Origin of the sequence: Streptomyces sp. AC550_RSS872 (assembly GCF_019049285.1) — a bacterium.
GTDB lineage: Bacteria > Actinomycetota > Actinomycetes > Streptomycetales > Streptomycetaceae > Streptomyces.
Genome location: NZ_JAGMUL010000014.1, coordinates 69682 through 84821, shown reverse-complemented (window position 1 = coordinate 84821; position 15140 = coordinate 69682). Strand labels below are relative to the sequence as shown.

Annotated in this window: 13 protein-coding genes and 1 pseudogene; 8 read left to right on the top strand and 6 right to left on the bottom strand. The window is 71.2% G+C overall.

From position 1 onward, the window contains the following. The first annotated feature begins 65 nt into the window (after positions 1–65). Positions 66–935, top strand: a complete 870-nt coding sequence (locus tag KUM44_RS05300; RefSeq protein WP_217206565.1) for a hypothetical protein — start codon at positions 66–68, stop codon at positions 933–935. 26 nt (positions 936–961) lie between these two features. Here the strand turns inward: KUM44_RS05300 and KUM44_RS05295 are convergent, their stop codons facing one another. Beyond that, entirely contained in the window at positions 962–2818 is a 1857-nt protein-coding gene (locus KUM44_RS05295; protein ID WP_217206564.1) for an MFS transporter, read from the bottom strand. Positions 2819–3015: 197 nt separating this feature from the next. Then, complete coding sequence (locus tag KUM44_RS05290; RefSeq protein ID WP_217206563.1) at positions 3016–5451, bottom strand: serine hydrolase; 2436 nt, start codon at positions 5449–5451, stop codon at positions 3016–3018. Between the two features lie 237 nt (positions 5452–5688). Here KUM44_RS05290 and KUM44_RS05285 point away from each other — a divergent pair, with 237 nt between their 5' ends. The 3 genes from KUM44_RS05285 to KUM44_RS05275 all read left to right on the top strand — a co-directional run bounded on the left by KUM44_RS05285 (position 5689) and on the right by KUM44_RS05275 (position 8169). Beyond that, positions 5689–6447: a GPP34 family phosphoprotein gene (locus tag KUM44_RS05285; protein ID WP_217206562.1), complete on the top strand. Its 759-nt coding sequence runs from the start codon at positions 5689–5691 to the stop codon at positions 6445–6447. Between the two features lie 445 nt (positions 6448–6892). Beyond that, on the top strand, positions 6893–7750 hold the full coding sequence (locus KUM44_RS05280; RefSeq protein WP_217206561.1) for a helix-turn-helix transcriptional regulator: 858 nt from the start codon (positions 6893–6895) through the stop codon (positions 7748–7750). Between the two features lie 227 nt (positions 7751–7977). Next, positions 7978–8169: a DUF397 domain-containing protein gene (locus KUM44_RS05275; protein WP_217206560.1), complete on the top strand. Its 192-nt coding sequence runs from the start codon at positions 7978–7980 to the stop codon at positions 8167–8169. A 164-nt stretch (positions 8170–8333) separates the two neighbouring features. Here KUM44_RS05275 and KUM44_RS05270 read toward each other — a convergent pair whose 3' ends face one another. The 3 genes from KUM44_RS05270 to KUM44_RS05260 form a co-directional block, all read right to left on the bottom strand. After that, positions 8334–9203, bottom strand: a complete 870-nt coding sequence (locus KUM44_RS05270; RefSeq protein WP_217206559.1) for a MerR family transcriptional regulator — start codon at positions 9201–9203, stop codon at positions 8334–8336. Between the two features lie 65 nt (positions 9204–9268). Then, the gene (locus KUM44_RS05265) at positions 9269–9778 is read right to left on the bottom strand and encodes a glutathione peroxidase (RefSeq protein WP_217206558.1); all 510 of its coding nucleotides are present in this window, start codon (positions 9776–9778) and stop codon (positions 9269–9271) included. Between the two features lie 88 nt (positions 9779–9866). Further along, positions 9867–10850 (bottom strand): helix-turn-helix transcriptional regulator, encoded by a 984-nt coding sequence (locus KUM44_RS05260; protein ID WP_217206557.1) that lies wholly within the window; start codon positions 10848–10850, stop codon positions 9867–9869. A gap of 71 nt (positions 10851–10921) precedes the next feature. Here KUM44_RS05260 and KUM44_RS05255 point away from each other — a divergent pair, with 71 nt between their 5' ends. From KUM44_RS05255 to KUM44_RS45090, 4 genes and pseudogenes are all read left to right on the top strand, one after another. Continuing rightward, on the top strand, positions 10922–12139 hold the full coding sequence (locus KUM44_RS05255) for an MFS transporter (RefSeq protein ID WP_217206556.1): 1218 nt from the start codon (positions 10922–10924) through the stop codon (positions 12137–12139). Positions 12140–12227: 88 nt separating this feature from the next. Beyond that, positions 12228–13556, top strand: a complete 1329-nt coding sequence (locus KUM44_RS05250; RefSeq protein WP_217206555.1) for a histidine kinase — start codon at positions 12228–12230, stop codon at positions 13554–13556. After that, the gene (locus KUM44_RS05245) at positions 13520–14164 is read left to right on the top strand and encodes a response regulator transcription factor (protein ID WP_217206554.1); all 645 of its coding nucleotides are present in this window, start codon (positions 13520–13522) and stop codon (positions 14162–14164) included. Before KUM44_RS05250 ends, KUM44_RS05245 begins: the two co-directional genes overlap by 37 nt. Positions 14165–14288: 124 nt before the next feature. Next, a pseudogene (locus KUM44_RS45090) lies at positions 14289–14442 on the top strand (SAM-dependent methyltransferase); the annotation flags it as partial. 76 nt (positions 14443–14518) lie between these two features. On the opposite strand, the gene KUM44_RS05235 reads toward KUM44_RS45090, so the two are convergent. Further along, positions 14519–15076, bottom strand: coding sequence for an ABATE domain-containing protein (locus tag KUM44_RS05235; RefSeq protein ID WP_217206552.1), 558 nt, complete (start codon positions 15074–15076; stop codon positions 14519–14521). Positions 15077–15140 lie beyond the last annotated feature (64 nt).

Below are 15140 nucleotides of genomic sequence, written 5' to 3'. Positions count from 1 at the left end.
CCGACTCTGGACGCACTATCTGACGGCCCGTCAGAGTATGGGTGACCGCAGGAAAGGGGAACCGCATGAGCGAGGACACCCGTAGCGAGGACACCCGTAGCGAGGACACCCGTAGCGAGGTGTACGCCGAACTGGCCGCCGTCGGCCCGTACGGGATCCACCCGGGCCACGCCCTGATCACCATGGTCGAACCGCACCCGGGCCACGAGTACGCCTACAACCGCTGGTACGAGGACGACCACTACTACGCCGGCGCGATGGCGATGCCCTGGATGTACGCCGGGAGGCGCTGGGTGGCCCCCCGTGACCTCCAGCTCCTGCGCTACCCGGAGAAGTCGGCGATAGCCCAGCCGGTCACCGCCGGCTGCTACCTCTCGACGTACTGGATCACCGCCGGCCGTTACGCCGACCACATGCGCTGGACGGTCGCCATCAACCGGCGCCTCAACCGCGACGCCCGCGTCTACCAGGACCGCACCCACGTCTTCACGGCGTTCCAGGACCACGAGGCCACCGTGTACCGCGACGGCGCGGCGGGCCCCCGCGACTTCCACGCACTGGACCACCCCTACGCGGGCCTGGTGGTCCAGGTCATCGACGCCCACTCACCCGAGCAGCGCGCCGACCTGCTGGAGTGGCTGCGCGCCCGGCACCTTCCGAAGCGCCTCGCGGGCTCCCCGACGGCGATGGTGACGATCTTCCGGCCCACCCCGCTCCCGCTCGACCGCATGTCGTACGTCAAGCAGGTCGAGGGCGTGGACACCCGGCTGACGCTGCTGTGGTTCGTCGAGGCGGATCCCAGGGAGTGCTGGGAGGAGCACTTCACGGGACTGGACACGGCGGTCGAGGAGTCCGGTCGGGGGAGGGTGGAGCTGGTCGCACCGTTCGTCCCGACGATTCCGGGGACGGACAGGTACGTGGACCAGCTGCGCTGACGGGCGGCAGCCCGCAGCGACACCGCTCAGCGCCACTCCTCCGGGCAGGGCGTGCCCCGCGAGAAGTTGTAGGGCGCCGCCAGCCGGTACTCGCCCGCCCGTGGAGCGACCAGCATCGTCCACTTGTCGCCGTGCGCGTCCTCCTCCGTCTCCATCAGACAGCCGTTGACGTTCGCGTACGACTTCGGCAGGCCGTCGGAACGGTCCTTGGACGCCTCCGTCTCCTGCGGCGGGTCGAGCTTCTTGCCGTCGGCGTCGACGAGGCCCAGCCAGGGCGAGTACGGGATACGGACGAGGACGCGCCCCGGCTTGCTCACCCGCATCGTCATCTCGCCCTGCTCGGCCCGCTCGACGACCGCGTTCGGCTCGGCGAGCGGCGCCGGGTCGGTCATCTTGAACAGCTGCCAGTTGGCGTCGCCCCACACCTGCTTCAGATACGGCAGCCCGCGCCGCAGCAGCTCCCGCTCGCGCTCGGCGCCCGTGGGGTCCGGCTCGTCCTTGGGCAGGACCACGAAGTGCACGGCCCAGCGCTGTAGCCACTCGTGATAGTTCGCGGAGTTCAGGGTGTCGTCGTAGAAGAGCGGGTTGCGCTCCATGTCGGCCTGGCGGTTCCAGCCGCGGGCCAGATTGAAGTACGGCGCGAGCGCGGCGGCCTCGCGGTGGGAGCGGGCCGGCACGACCTCCACCCGGCCCTTCTCGGCGCCGACCTCCTGGAGCTCGTTGACCAGCGGGGCCAGCTCACGCGCCCAGGACGCCTCCGGGGCGGCGTGGATGATGTCGTCGACCGTCTTGTAGCCGATCCAGCCGGCGAAGGTGAGCAGCGCCAGCACACCCGTGTACCACTTGCGTGAGCGCGGCACCGTGAAGGGCAGCGCGGCGACCAGGGCCGTCCCGCCGAAGAGCATCGCGAGCCGGGTGATGTTGGAGCCGATCTGTGAGCTGATCACCCAGACCAGGACGACCGAGAGGCCGTACACCGCGGACACCAGCCGGATCGTCTTCCAGTCCTCGGGCACGAGCAGGAAGGTGACGACGGCGATCAGCAGCGGCAGCAGCACCGAGCCGATCACCATCGGCTGGGTGCCGGAGAAGGGGAACAGCCAGGCCGATACGGCCACGACCGCGGTCGGCGCCAGGCCCAGCGCCCAGGCGCCCGGCCGTCGCTTCTGGAGGAACAGCGCCACCGCCACGAAGCCCACGAACAGCCCCGCCACCGGTGACGCCATGGTGGCCAGCGCGGCCAGCGGGGCGGCGCACAGCGCCTTCGCCCAGCGTTTGTAGCGCCAGCGGTGCGGCCAGCAGAACACGACGGCGACCGCGCCCAGCGCGAACATCGTGCCGAGGCCGAAGGTCACCCGCCCCGAGATCGCGTTGCACACCAGCCCGAAGACCCCGGCGAGCGACGCCCACAGGGGGTTCCTCACCGAGCGGCTGCGGATCAGGATCAGCGTCAGCAGACCGGCGGAGATCGTGCCCGCGATCATCATCGTCGTACGGACACCGAGGACCGACATCAGATACGGCGACACCACGCTGTACGACACCGGGTGCATCCCGCCGTACCAGGCCAGGTTGTACGCCGAGTCCGGATGCCGGCCGACGAACTCGGCCCAGGCGTCCTGCGCGGCGAGGTCGCCGCCGCTGCTTGCGAACGTGAAGAACCAGATGACGTGGAGGAGCCCGGCCAGCGTCGTGATCGACAGCACCGGGTGACGCAGAAGACGCTCACGCAGAGTGTGGACGGCGGCGGTCAGACGCGACGGCGGCCCGTCCTCCGAACGGCTCGGGCCGTCTCCCCGGCGTGGCGCGGGTACGCGTATTCGCGGACCGGCTCCCCGTCCCGGATCGGCGTCGTCGGCGCGTGTCGGCTCCGCAGTGGCCACGTCTGAGGCACTCCCCGTGCTGTCCCGTCTTCTGTTCCGGCCGCGTTCCGTTTCCCGCGTGTTGTCGGCCCAGTACCTGAAGGTTCTCCGGTCGCGCGGTGTGAGCGACGACCTGCCCGTTTCGTGACGCTAGCACGCAGCCCGCCGACGAGGCCTGTCGGCGGGCTGCGGTGCCGTGCTGCTTCGCCCTTCCCGGGTCAGGCGACGCGGGTCAGCTTGTCCGTGAAGCCCGGTTCGGCCAGGTCCGACTGGAGGGCCACCGGGATCTTGACCGCGCCGCTGCTGCCGTCACCCACGGTGAGCGTGCCCACCTCGGTGCCGGCCTTCGCGGTGTGCGGCACCTCGCCGGCTGCGAAGGTCAGCTTCACCTTCAGACCGGACCAGCCGACCGCCTTGACGTCCTTCGTCGCGACGACCGGGGTACGGCCGCCGAGGCCGTCGTCGACGTACCCGACGACATCGCCCTTCTTGAGGATCGTCGCCGACTCCAGCGCGTCCTGCGCGGCCCGGATGAGTTTGTCGCCGGAGTCGAGAGCGGCGGCGAGGATGCCGCCGCCCGCGTCCGGCTGGCGCACCACGGCGCCGACGACGGTCCGGGTCTCGCCGCCGATCTCCTTCTTCGCGGCGAACACCAGGTTGCCGAGGGCGGAGGTGGTGGTGCCGGTCTTGATGCCGACGACGTTGTTGCGGCCGACCAGCTGGTTCCAGTTGCCGTGGTTGTGGCCCTTGTAGTCGTCGTACGACATCATCGCGGCGACCTCGCGGAAGGCGGGCTCCTTCATCGCCGCCTTGGCCAGCTTCACCTGGTCCACGGCCGTGCTCACGGTGGTGTCGTTCAGACCGGAGGGGTCGGTGTACGTGGTGTTCGTCATGCCGAGGTCCTCGGCGGTGGCGTTCATCTTCGCCACGAACGCCTTCTCGGAACCGGCGTCCCAACGGGCGAGGAGACGGGCGACGTTGTTCGCGGATGCGATCAGGATGCTTTCCAGGGCCTCGCGTTGGGTGATCTTGTCGCCCTTGGTCACGTTGACCGTCGACTCCGGGCCCGCGTCGGACTGGTCCTCGGCGGCCTGGTCGATCTCGATGTCCGGGCCCTCGGCGCCGCTGTCGAGCTTGTGCTCGCGCAGGATGACGTACGCCGTCATGACCTTGGCCACGCTGGCGATCGGCACGGGCTTCTGGTCGCCCGAGGAGCCGAAGGTGCCGATGCCGTCGACGTCCAGCGCGGCCTGGCCGTCGGCGGGCCACGGGATGTCGGCCTTGGCGCCGTCGAAGGTGTAGGTGTCCTCGGCGGTGAGGTCGAGGGTGGGGGTCGGGAGCGGGCGCATGCTCTGTACGACCGCGAAGACGATCGCGAGCAGCAGCACCAGCGGGGTCCAGATCTTGACCCGGCGGATGGCCGAGCGGACGGGGGTGTCCGGGGGTGGCGGCGTGTTCGTCAGCTCGGCCAGCAGGTCCAGCGGGGGCCTGGGCGGCAGGGGTTGCTGGGTGGTGCGCTCGGGGCCGACCTGGGGGACGGCGGCGGTGACGTCGGGGGCGGGCGGGGGTTTGGGGGTGTCCGGCTTGATGTCCGGCTTGACGTCGGGCTTGATGTCGGGCTTGAGCGCGACGAACTTGCTGGTGCGCTCGGAGGGGGTCTCGGCGTCGGGCTTGGGGGCCTTCAGCATGGTGGTGGGCTGGTCGACGGGGGTTTTGGCGGGGGGTTCTGCGGGGCGTACGGCCTTGAAGACGGCGGTCGGCTGATCGACGGCCTTGGCCTTGGCGGGGAGTTCGGGGGCCGGCGTGTCGTCGTCGGCGTCCTCGGCTTCGCCTTCGGCCTTGGTGTTCCCACCCGCACCGCCCGTGCGGGTCTCGTCGTCGGCCGCGGGTGGCCCCTGCGGGTCATCCTCGCCGTCGGCGGCCGCGGGTGCGTCGTCGTCCGAGGCCTCGGCTTCGCCTTCGGCCTTGGTGTTCCCACCCGCACCGCCCGTGCGGGTCTCGTCGTCGGCCGCGGGTGGCCCCTGCGGGTCGTCCTCGCCGTCGGCGGCCGCGGGTGCGTCGTCAGTGTCGTCCTCGGCGCTCGCGTCGGCGTCCTGGGCGCCCTCGTCCGGGTCAGACGTCGCCTTCGCGTCCTCGGCGTCCCCGTCCGGGTCAGACGTCGCCTTCGCGGCCTCGGTGTCCTCGTCCGCGTCCGGCGTCGCCTTCGCGTCCTCGGGGGCATCCGAGGCCACCCAGGCCGCCACAGCAGCCCTCAGCCGATCGTCACCCTTGCCCTCGGCGTCGTCGGCCTCGCCCTCGGTGCCGGCGCCCTTGGCCTCCACCGTGCCCTCGGCGTCAGTGCCCTGGGCCTCGGCGTCCTCGGGGCCTTCCGCTCCCGCCTCGGCGTCCTCCGCCTCCGCCTTCTCCGTCTTCGTCCTCACCGCGTCCAGTTCCTGCCGGGACAGGACCCTCGTCGCCGTGTCCACGCCGCCCCGCTTGGCGGCAGCGTCCTCGCGGGCCACTGCCAGGCGTGGGTCCGGGCGGTCGGGGGTGGGGTCCTCGGGTTCGGGACGGGATTCGGGAACCGGGATCGCGCTCCCCGACGTCGGTTCTGCCGACGACTCGCGCTGCTTCGACCTGTCGGGGGACTCGCCCGCCACCGATGCCTCCTCCATGTGCCGCCGCACGCCTCGCGTGCGTCTGCCGAACCGTGAGTCGTCGCCCGGACTCCGTGCCCGTACGACCCCCCGTGCCGCTGTCCGAACATGTACCAGTGTCCTGTGCGCGACCCTCTACTCGTGCGGTAGACGAGAACGACATACCTACTGGTTCCCTCACGAACCGGTCACGCACCCTCGACAGATGAATGTGAGAGGGGTCACCCTGTCTTTCATCCACGCGGGGAGGCATGGATGGGCAGGAGCCGCAGAACGATTCCGGAGGAGCTTCTGCTGCTGGCGTTGGACCCGACCACGGGTACCACCGCACAGCCGCAGTCGCTCGACCTTGGTCTGGCCGGAGCGCAGCTAGTGGAGCTGGCGCTGGCCGGGCGGATAGCCCCAGACGGGGATCGTATCGCCGTGGTGGCACCACGGCCGACTGGAGATCCGACATTGGACTGCGCGTTGGAGCTGCTGCGAAGGCGTGGCGCTCCCGTACGTGCCGTCCACTGGATCGGCGGGCCCCGGCTGGGGCTGCGCCAGACCTACCTCTCGCATCTGGAACGGTGCGGCATGGTGCATGCCGTGGCCGGTCAGATGTGCGGGGTGTTGCCGACGACTCGTTACCAGGCGACGGACAACGCCATCAGCCGGGAGATCAGGGCCCGGCTGGATTCAGCGATCCGTACCGGCGTACCGCCGGACCCACGGACCGCGGCGCTCGCCGCACTGGCTCACGCGGTCGGCCTCGGCAAGCACCTGTATCCGGGGAACGAGGGCAGGTCCTCGCGTTCCCGGCTGCGGGATCTGATCAGGCACGACCCCATGGGCGGTCTCGTGGCGCACGCCGTGATGGACGTCCAGAACGGCGTGGCGGCCCAGCCGCGTCGTAGCCCGGCCCCGGCGAACGGCCGTCAGGCCGCCCCCGGCGGCAGGGCGGCAGCGGAACCCGCCCGTAGTGTTCCGGTGCAGCCGCGCCGCGGATCCATGGCGCGTGTCGTGGCCCACTGAGCCGCAGGGAGTCCCACGACCCGCACCACCGGGCCTTCACGCAACTGGGCCATCGCTCGACCAGCGCCACACGTACCACCACGCATGCAGCGAATGCACCGCATGCACGCACCACATGCTCCATACGCAACGCAACGCAACGCAACGCAACAACGCAATACGCACACACGCACGCCACGCGCAGCGCCGCGCCGCAGTCCCCACGACCGGTTCGGGAGCCGCTGTCCGCGCGGGGTGACGGGACCGCACGTCCGGACGACGACCGGGTCCCGTCACCCCGCGCGGCCGTTTGTGCGAGGGGTTTTGCCGGGGGTGTCCCCGAACTGGCGTGTATCCAGCGCATATCCACCGTTTGCCAGCGGTAGTAAGCACCTTGGTGGCAGTCTGCTCAACAGCAGATACGCAAAGTCGCAATCACAGGCAGGCAGCCGGAGGTGCACGTCCCGTGGCGTCCAATGTCAATCCCACCGTCAGGCGACGCCGGCTGGGCCAGGAGCTGCGCCGGCTCCGTGAGCTCAAGGGCATGACGGCCGAAGAGGTGGCCGAGCGGCTGCTGGTGTCGCAGTCGAAGATCAGCCGGTTGGAGAACGGGCGGCGCAGCATCAGCCAGCGCGACGTCCGCGATCTGTGCGGGGTCTACGAGGTGGAGGACCACCGGATCGTCGACTCCCTGATGCAGATGGCCAAGGATTCGCGGCAGCAAGGGTGGTGGCACACCTTCGGCGACATCCCGTACAGCGTCTACATCGGGCTGGAGACGGATGCGGCGAGTCTGCGGGTCTATGACCCGCAGGTCGTTCCGGGGCTGTTGCAGACCAAGCAGTACGCGGAGGCCCTGATCGCCGGGGCGTTGCCCGAGACGGCGTCGACCGAGATCGAGAAGCGGGTCCAGGTGCGGATGCGCCGACAGGAACGAATCTCCACCGAGGAGAACCCGCTCCGGCTGTGGACCGTCCTGGACGAGGCAGCCCTGCGCCGGGTCGTCGGCAACCGCTCCCTCATGCGCGACCAGTTGGAACAGCTCGTCGAGCAGTCCCAGCTGCCGCACGTCACCGTGCAGGTCATCCCCTTCGACATGGGAGCGCACCCGGGCCTCAACGGGCAGTACGCGATCCTGGAGTTCCCGGACGCGGCCGACTCCAGCGTCGTCTACATCGAGGGCGTCACCAGCGACCTGTACCTGGAGAAGGCGAACGACGTGCAGAAATACAGCGTGATGTACGAGCACCTGAGGGCGCAGGCCCTGAACGTCGACCAGTCCCGGCAGTTCATCGCGGACATCGCCAAGGAGTACGCGCGCTGAGAAGCACGGGAGAAAGTGCCGTACGGTACACCGTCCCCCGGGCGGGGCGGAAGACTCCACTGGAATATGCCACCCACCCGAGTGAATAGTCGCTTCGTCGGCCGATGTTGGCGAGTAGCGTCGATCACGCCACCCAGCAACAGCGTTGGCGTGAATCGCCCTGCGGGATCCGGTTCGGACGCGCAGTGCGAGGACAGCAACTCAACATCTGGCAATTCGGAGCAAACATGGCAATTCGTCAGGGTGTCACGGACACGTGGACCAAGTCCTCCTACTCCACAGGGAACGGCGCTTGCGTCGAGATCAAGTCGCCGGTCACGGCGGCCATGGCGGTGCGGGACTCCAAGGTTCCCGAGGGCCCGATCCTGGCGTTCCCCGCGACCGCGTGGAACACCTTCGTGGCGTCGGTCAAGGCGTAAGGGGCGGTTCCGGCTGATCCTCACCCTCGACCGACCGCACGAACCACAACTGCACAAGCACCACAGGAAGAGCCCTCTCGACCAGCCCGCCGTCCTTGCCGAGAGGGCTCGGCTGTGCCCCGGCCCCTAGGGGGGTGTTGTGAAAGTCCCGGCCGTGCGCCGGGTCACTTCACCGGGAACGCCACGTCGCACACCGGGTCCTGTGCTCCCGCCGCCTCCCAGTCCGCGAAGTACACCTCCCGGCACGGCCCCGCCTGCCACAGCCCCTGCTGCGGGATCCACTGCTCCACCGCTTCGAAGGCGGCCAGGATCTGCGGATAGGCCACCTGCGCCTTGGTGATCCGGGTAGAGGCGAGCCGATGGGCCGGCTCGACCCGTACCTTCATCTCGCGGGTACGGCCCTGCCGCTCGACCCACGCACGGGCCGCCGCCTCGTCGGCCACCGGCACGCACGACTCGGCCGGTCCGTCGCTCTCCATCGACACCTCGGCGTGGTACACGACGAACGGCGGCCCCGTGATCCCGCCGCACTCCCGGCCACCTTCCTCCAGGCGCCCCAGCGAAGCGCCGATCCACGCCGGCAGCTCGCCCGCCAGCACATGCCGTGTCTCGGTGATCAGCACCTGCTCCGGCACGTCCACCGTCTCGACCACGAACTTCCCGTACATCTCGGAGCTCCTCCCCGACAGTCGTCCACGGAGGTACTCGGCGAGCGTCCGCTGCCCCGACACCCGCGCCTCGACATCCGCCCAGTACGCGTCGAGCCGGGCCGCGGCCGCGAGCCCGTCCGGGGCCTCGACCACCTCCGCGACCCGCGCGAGCGGCATGTCCAGCTGGCGCAGCAGGGCCACCATGCGGGCGCGCTCGATCTGGCCGGCGCGGTAGTAGCGGTAGCCGCTGACCTCGTCGACCTGCGCGGGAGGCAGCAGCCCCAGACGGTCGTACAGGCGCAACGCCTTGGCCGAGAGCCTGGCCCGTGCGGCGAACGCGCCGATGGTGAGCAGTTCGTCGTCCACGGCCTCATCCTCCGTCACCGGGCGGCTGTTCCGCCCGGTGCGAAGGACGCTCGGCCCTGCCCCAGGGGCAGGGTCAACCCCGGCTACGCCAGCTGGCCCTCGACGGCCGCCACCAGCTCCGCGGCCTCCGGCTCGGTCTGCGGCGAGAAGCGGGCGACGACCGTGCCGTCCCGGCCGATCAGGAACTTCTCGAAGTTCCAGCGGATGTCACCGCTGTGCCCCTCGGCGTCGGCGAAGCCGACCAGACGCTCGTACAGGGAGTGCCGGCCCTCCCCGTTCACCTCGACCTTCTCGGTCATCGGGAAGGTCACGCCGTACGTCGCCGAGCAGAACTCGGCGATCTCCTCCGCACTGCCGGGCTCCTGGCCGAGGAACTGGTTGCAGGGCACCCCGAGCACGGTGAAGCCGCGTTCCGCGTACCGCTCCTGGAGCTTCTCCAGGCCGTTGTACTGCGGGGTGAGGCCGCACTTGGAGGCCACGTTGACGATGAGGACCGCCTGGCCGGCGTACTGGGCGAGGTTGGCGGGGCCGCCGGTGAGGGCGTTGATGTCGACGTCGAGGGGGGAGTTTTCGTTGCTGTGTGCAGTCGTCATGAGGCGGATGCTAACTCCGGTGGGATGGGTCGGTGGAACGGTGTGGGCCGGTGGGGGCTGGTCGCGCCCGCGCGGCGGAGCCGCAGATCTATACCGTCCCGCGCCCCTGAAAGAGCGGTGCCGCGATCAGCGTCTCTCCAGCCGCTGATCGCGAGTACAGCACTGATCTGCCCGTCCGTCTGCGCTCCAGTAAGCCGGCGTCCAGCAGGATCTTCAGATGGCGGCCGACCGAACCGAGTGCCTGGCCCGTCACCGCGACCAGCTGGCTCGTGCTCATCGGGGAGTCGAGGAGTACGAGGATCGTGGCGCGGGAGCGTCCGAGCAGGGCGCTCAGGCTCGCGGGGACCGGGCGGGAGCCCGGGTCGGTGAGGGCGCCCGTGCAGGCGTAGACGAGGGCGTACCGTTCGGGCTCCTCCCAGGAGACCCAGCCGGTCCTCGGGGTGACTGGCATGAAGACGAGCTCGGCGCCGGAGATCTCGCGGGGCGGGTACTCGTGCAGGTTCACCTGGAGCCGGTTCCCGCCGAGCCAGCGCGTCTGCCCCGGCCGCAGGGAGTCCAGCACCGCCGCCCAGCCGCCCTGGCTCACCCGCGCGGTCCGGGCGGCCACGTCCGCCTCCAGGATCCGTCGGCGCCGGTCCCAGTACGGCCGTACGGTCCGGGTCCAGACGTACTCCAGGAGCGCGGCGGCGCGGTCGGGGAGGTCGTCGCGGTCGAGTACGGCGGGCAGGGGGCCGGCGAGGGAGACGGTGAGGTGGGCGCGCGCGGCGGCCGGGTCGGCCGACCGCACCCGGGCGACGACCTCCTCGAAGGTCTCCCCGTCCTTCGGGGTGGGGGTGATGAAGTCGGCGATCCAGGACCGGCCCAGGGCGGCGCGTACGAGCTGTGCGGTGGCGGGGTCGGCGGCGAGGCGGGTGCGGTAGGCGGGCAGATGGGCGCGGAGCCAGGCCTGCTCGCCGGGGTGCGCGGGCGTGCCCGCGTGCAACAGCTTCAGGCTCGCGAAGGTCTCGGTGAACGGGGAGAGGACGAAGCGGCTGCGGACGAGCGTGTCCGCGTTGAGCTGCCACCACCCCATGAGCGCCCCCGGTGTTTCGCGTCCGCGCGAAACAATACGACCCCTCACGTCCGGCGCCGCAGACTCCGCGCATGCGCAGCTACCGCGAGCTCTTCCGCACTCACGAGTTCACCCCGTTCTTCCTCGCCTCCGCCGCCCAGGGCGCGGCCCTGACGATCGGCGGGCTGGCGCTCGCCACGCTGGTCTACCGGGCCACCGACTCGCCGCTGCTGTCGGCGGTGAGCATGTTCGGGCCGCAGCTCGCGCAGATGCTCGGGGCGACCTTCCTCCTGTCGGGCGCCGACCGGCTGCCCCCGCGGGCGACGCTGAGCTCCATCAGCCTCGCCTTCGCCGGCTGCACCGCGGTGCCGGCCCTGCCCGGCCTGCCCATCGGAGCGGTCTTCGGCGTCGTGTTCCTCCAGGGCCTGATCGCCTCGCTGGGCGGGGGAGTGACCGGGGGCCTGCTCAACGAGATCCTGCCCAAGGCCGGCTTCGTACTGGGCCGTTCGGTGTTCAACATGGTCTTCGGGCTGGTGCAGGTCGTCGGGTTCGCGGCGGGCGGTGCCCTGCTGACGCTGCTGTCTCCCCGCACCTGTCTGCTGCTGTCGGCGGCGCTGTACGCCACCGCGTCCCTCGTCTTCCGTCTGGGCCTGACCGCCCGCCCGCCCCGCAGCTCGGGCCGCCCCTCCGTCTCGGCGACCTGGCGCACCAACGCCCTGCTGTGGTCCTCGCGCCCCCGCCGCCTCACCTACCTGGGCCTGTGGATCCCCAACGGCCTGGTCGTCGGCTGTGAATCCCTCTACGTCTCCTACGACTCCGGGGCCGCCGGCGCCCTGTTCGCCTGTGCGGCGCTGGGCATGTTCGCCGGCGATCTGGCTGTCGGCCGCTTCGTGCCGCCCGCCCTGCGCTCCCGTCTGCCCGTCCCGCTCCTCCTCCTGCTGGCCACGCCGTACCTGTTCTTCGCGCTGCGGCCGGGCATGCCCTGGGCCGCCCTGGCCGTGTGCGTCGCCTCCGTCGGCTTCGGCGCGAGCCTCGCCCAGCAGGAGCGCCTCATGGCTCTCACCCCCGACGAACTCGCGGGCCACGCCCTCGGGTTGCGCGCCGCGGGGATGCTCACCATGCAGGGACTCAGCGCCGCCCTCGCCGGCTCGATCGCCCAACTGACCTCGCCCGCGACGGCGATGACGGCCATGGCGGTCGCCTCCCTGGCGGTGACCGCGACCTTGGGGGTGGTGAGCCGCGGGGACGCGCGGGACGCAGAGAGGGGAGTTTCTCCCACCGACGTCCGGCCCCAGGTGTCGCCAGAATGAGGGCACGGGCGCTTCGGCCCCGTATCGCACAGGCGACAGAACCGCACAGGCGACAGAACCGCACAGGCGACAGAGGGGAACTGGTCGTATGGACCGCGCGACGCGGCTCGGGGGGAACCGTCCGCCCGACGAGAGGAGAGGGCCCGGGGGGTTCTCCGTCACGGACGGATGGGTGGGGCTGCGGCGGGCGCTGACCCTGTGCTGGACGGCGACGGCGGCCTTCGGCCGGTCCCTGGCGGTCTCCGGAGCGATCGGTCTGGCCGGGCCCGGCCTCGGCATGGTGCCGCGCGCCATGGAGGGGGTGCGGGACCTGGCCGCCCGTCGGCGCGAACTGGCGCTGCGGTGGTCGGGCGTGGAGATACCGGGCCCGCCCGGCCCGCTGCCACCCGTGCCCGAGGGCGCCTCCGGGGCGGTCGCCCGCTACCGGTGGATCATGAGCGACCCGCAGAGCCGGCGGGAGTACGTCTGGGTGCTGGTCGACCCGCTGGCCGGCGCGCTCCTCGCCTTCCTCCCGCTCGCCCTGGTCCTGAGCGGCGTGTGGGGCCTCTTCCTGGCCTTCTTCGGCGTCCCGCTCTCCGCCGAGTGGGACGGGCTCTGGTACCAGTTCATCCCGATCGAGGGGCACGCCACCGCCGTGCTCGCCGGTGTACTCGGTGCCCTGCAACTGCCGTTGGCCCTGTGGTCGGCGCCGCGCGTCGTGCGCCGGCACGCCCTGTACACCCGCGCGATGCTCGCCCCGAGCGAGAGCGAGCTGATGGCCGGCCGCATCCGGCACCTGGCCGCGACCCGCTCCGACGCCGTCGGCACGCAGATGGCCGAGATACGCCGTATCGAGCGCGACCTGCACGACGGCGCCCAGGCCCGTCTGGTGGCGATGGGCATGACCCTGGACGCCGCCGAGAGCCTCCTGGAGACCAAACCCGAGGCCGTCCGCGCCCTCCTCGTCGAGGCGCGCGAGTCCTCCTCCAAAGCGCTGGCCGAACTGCGCGACCTGGTGCGCGGCATCCATCCGCCGGTCCTCGCGGACCGTGGACTCGCCGACGCCGTACGGTCGTTGGCGATGGTCTGCCCGGTCCGCACCGAGGTCGTGATCGACCTGCCGGGCCGGCCCGAGATGCCGGTCGAGTCCGCCGCGTACTTCGCGATCTCGGAGGTCCTCACCAATGTCGCCAAGCACTCCGGAGCCGACCGGGCCTGGATCGACGTCCGTTACGATCACGGGATGCTGCGCATCAGCGTCACCGACGACGGCCACGGCGGCGCGGACGCCTCGCGCGGCAGCGGTCTGCGGGGCATCGAGCGCCGGCTCGCCACCTTCGACGGGGTGCTCGCCGTGAACAGCCCCGTGAACGGACCGACGCTGGTGACGATGGAGCTTCCGTGCGTATTGCCCTCGCCGAAGACCACTTCCTCCTGAGGGACGGACTCGTCCGTCTGCTCGGCGCCCACGGCCACGAGGTCGTCGCGGCGGTGGACAGCGGTACGGAACTGCTGGACGCGCTCGTCAGGGAGCGGCCGGACGTCGCGGTCGTCGATGTCCGGCTGCCGCCGACGTTCACGGACGAGGGCCTGCGCGCGGTGCGGGCGGCCCGCGAACAGCTCCCGGATCTGCCGGTTCTGCTCCTCTCCCAGTACGTCGAGCCGCTCTACGCACGGGAGTTGCTGGCGGGCGGCGGCCGGGGCGTGGGCTATCTGCTGAAGGACCGGGTCACCAACGGCGCCCAGTTCCTGGACTCCATCCGCCGGGTGGCCGAGGGCGGTACGGTCATGGACCCCGAGGTGGTCGCGGGTCTCCTGGTCCGCAAGGAGCGCGACGAGGCCGTGGGCAGCCTCTCCGGACGCGAGCGCGAGGTTCTGGAGTGGGTGGCCCAGGGCCGCTCCAACGCGGGGATCGCGCAGGGCCTGTTCATCTCGGAGAAGGCCGTCGCCAAGCACATCGGCAACATCTTCACCAAGCTGGGGCTGCTGCCGACGGACGGCGACAATCGGCGGGTGCTGGCGGTGCTCGCGTATCTGGACCAGTGACACCTGGACGGCAGCGCCTCGCCTCCGGCAGGTGGCCAGAACATCACGGCGGGTGAGGGGTTGGATGCCTCCCCGACCCCGCAGGAGCTCATCCCCACTACGACGTCGACTGGCCGGCGAGGCGGGCATACGCCAGTTCCTGGACGCCGACCTCCACGACCCCGAGGCCGTCCTGGAGGCCGCGTCCGGCAACCCGCGACCTGGTACGCCGCCTCCTGGCCGGCCTCCCCTCCGGCAGCCACCTCGTCATCGGCGACAGCACGGCCACCAGCGAGGGCGACGGATCCGGCGGCGGCGCAGGTGGATGCGTATTGCGGGGCGGGGCGCAAGCCCTGACGTGTGGGGCGGTGCGGCTCAGTCCGCCTTGTGCCGCTGGTAGTGGCGGGCGACGCGCACCCGGTTGCCGCAGCCGGTGGCCGAACACCAGCGGCGGCGCGGGTGGCTGGGCAGGAAGAGCAGCACGCAGTCGTCCGCCGCACACTTACGGATCTTCCCGACCGCCGGGTCGGCCAGCAGCCCGGCGGCGGCCTCCGCGAGCTCGGCGGCCAGCCGCACTCCGGGCGCCCCCTCGCGCCGCCGGGTGACGGCCAGCGCCGACCCGTCCCGCACCAGCTCACTGATCGCGGGGGCGGCACGCTGCGCCTGGTTGAGCGCCGAGAGATCGGCGGCCGGGGGCCGTTCCCCCCGCCGGACATGGTCGAGGACGCGGGCGATGTGCTCCCGTACGGCCAGCACGGCGGCCAGATCCTCGTCACCGACCTCCCGCGGCACCTCGTCCGAGAGGCGGTCGGCCTCAAGGGTCCACCAGGCCAGCAGGTCGCGCGGGGTCGCGAGCTGGTCGCCGGTCGACGGGCGGGTGTTGACCAGGTCCAGGGCCAGGGGTTCTCCGGTCAGCGGGACGGTGTCGCTCATGCCGCTAATGGTACAGGGGGCGATTGACACGTTAGTCATCGTGGTCGCATCATCTAATGCGTGA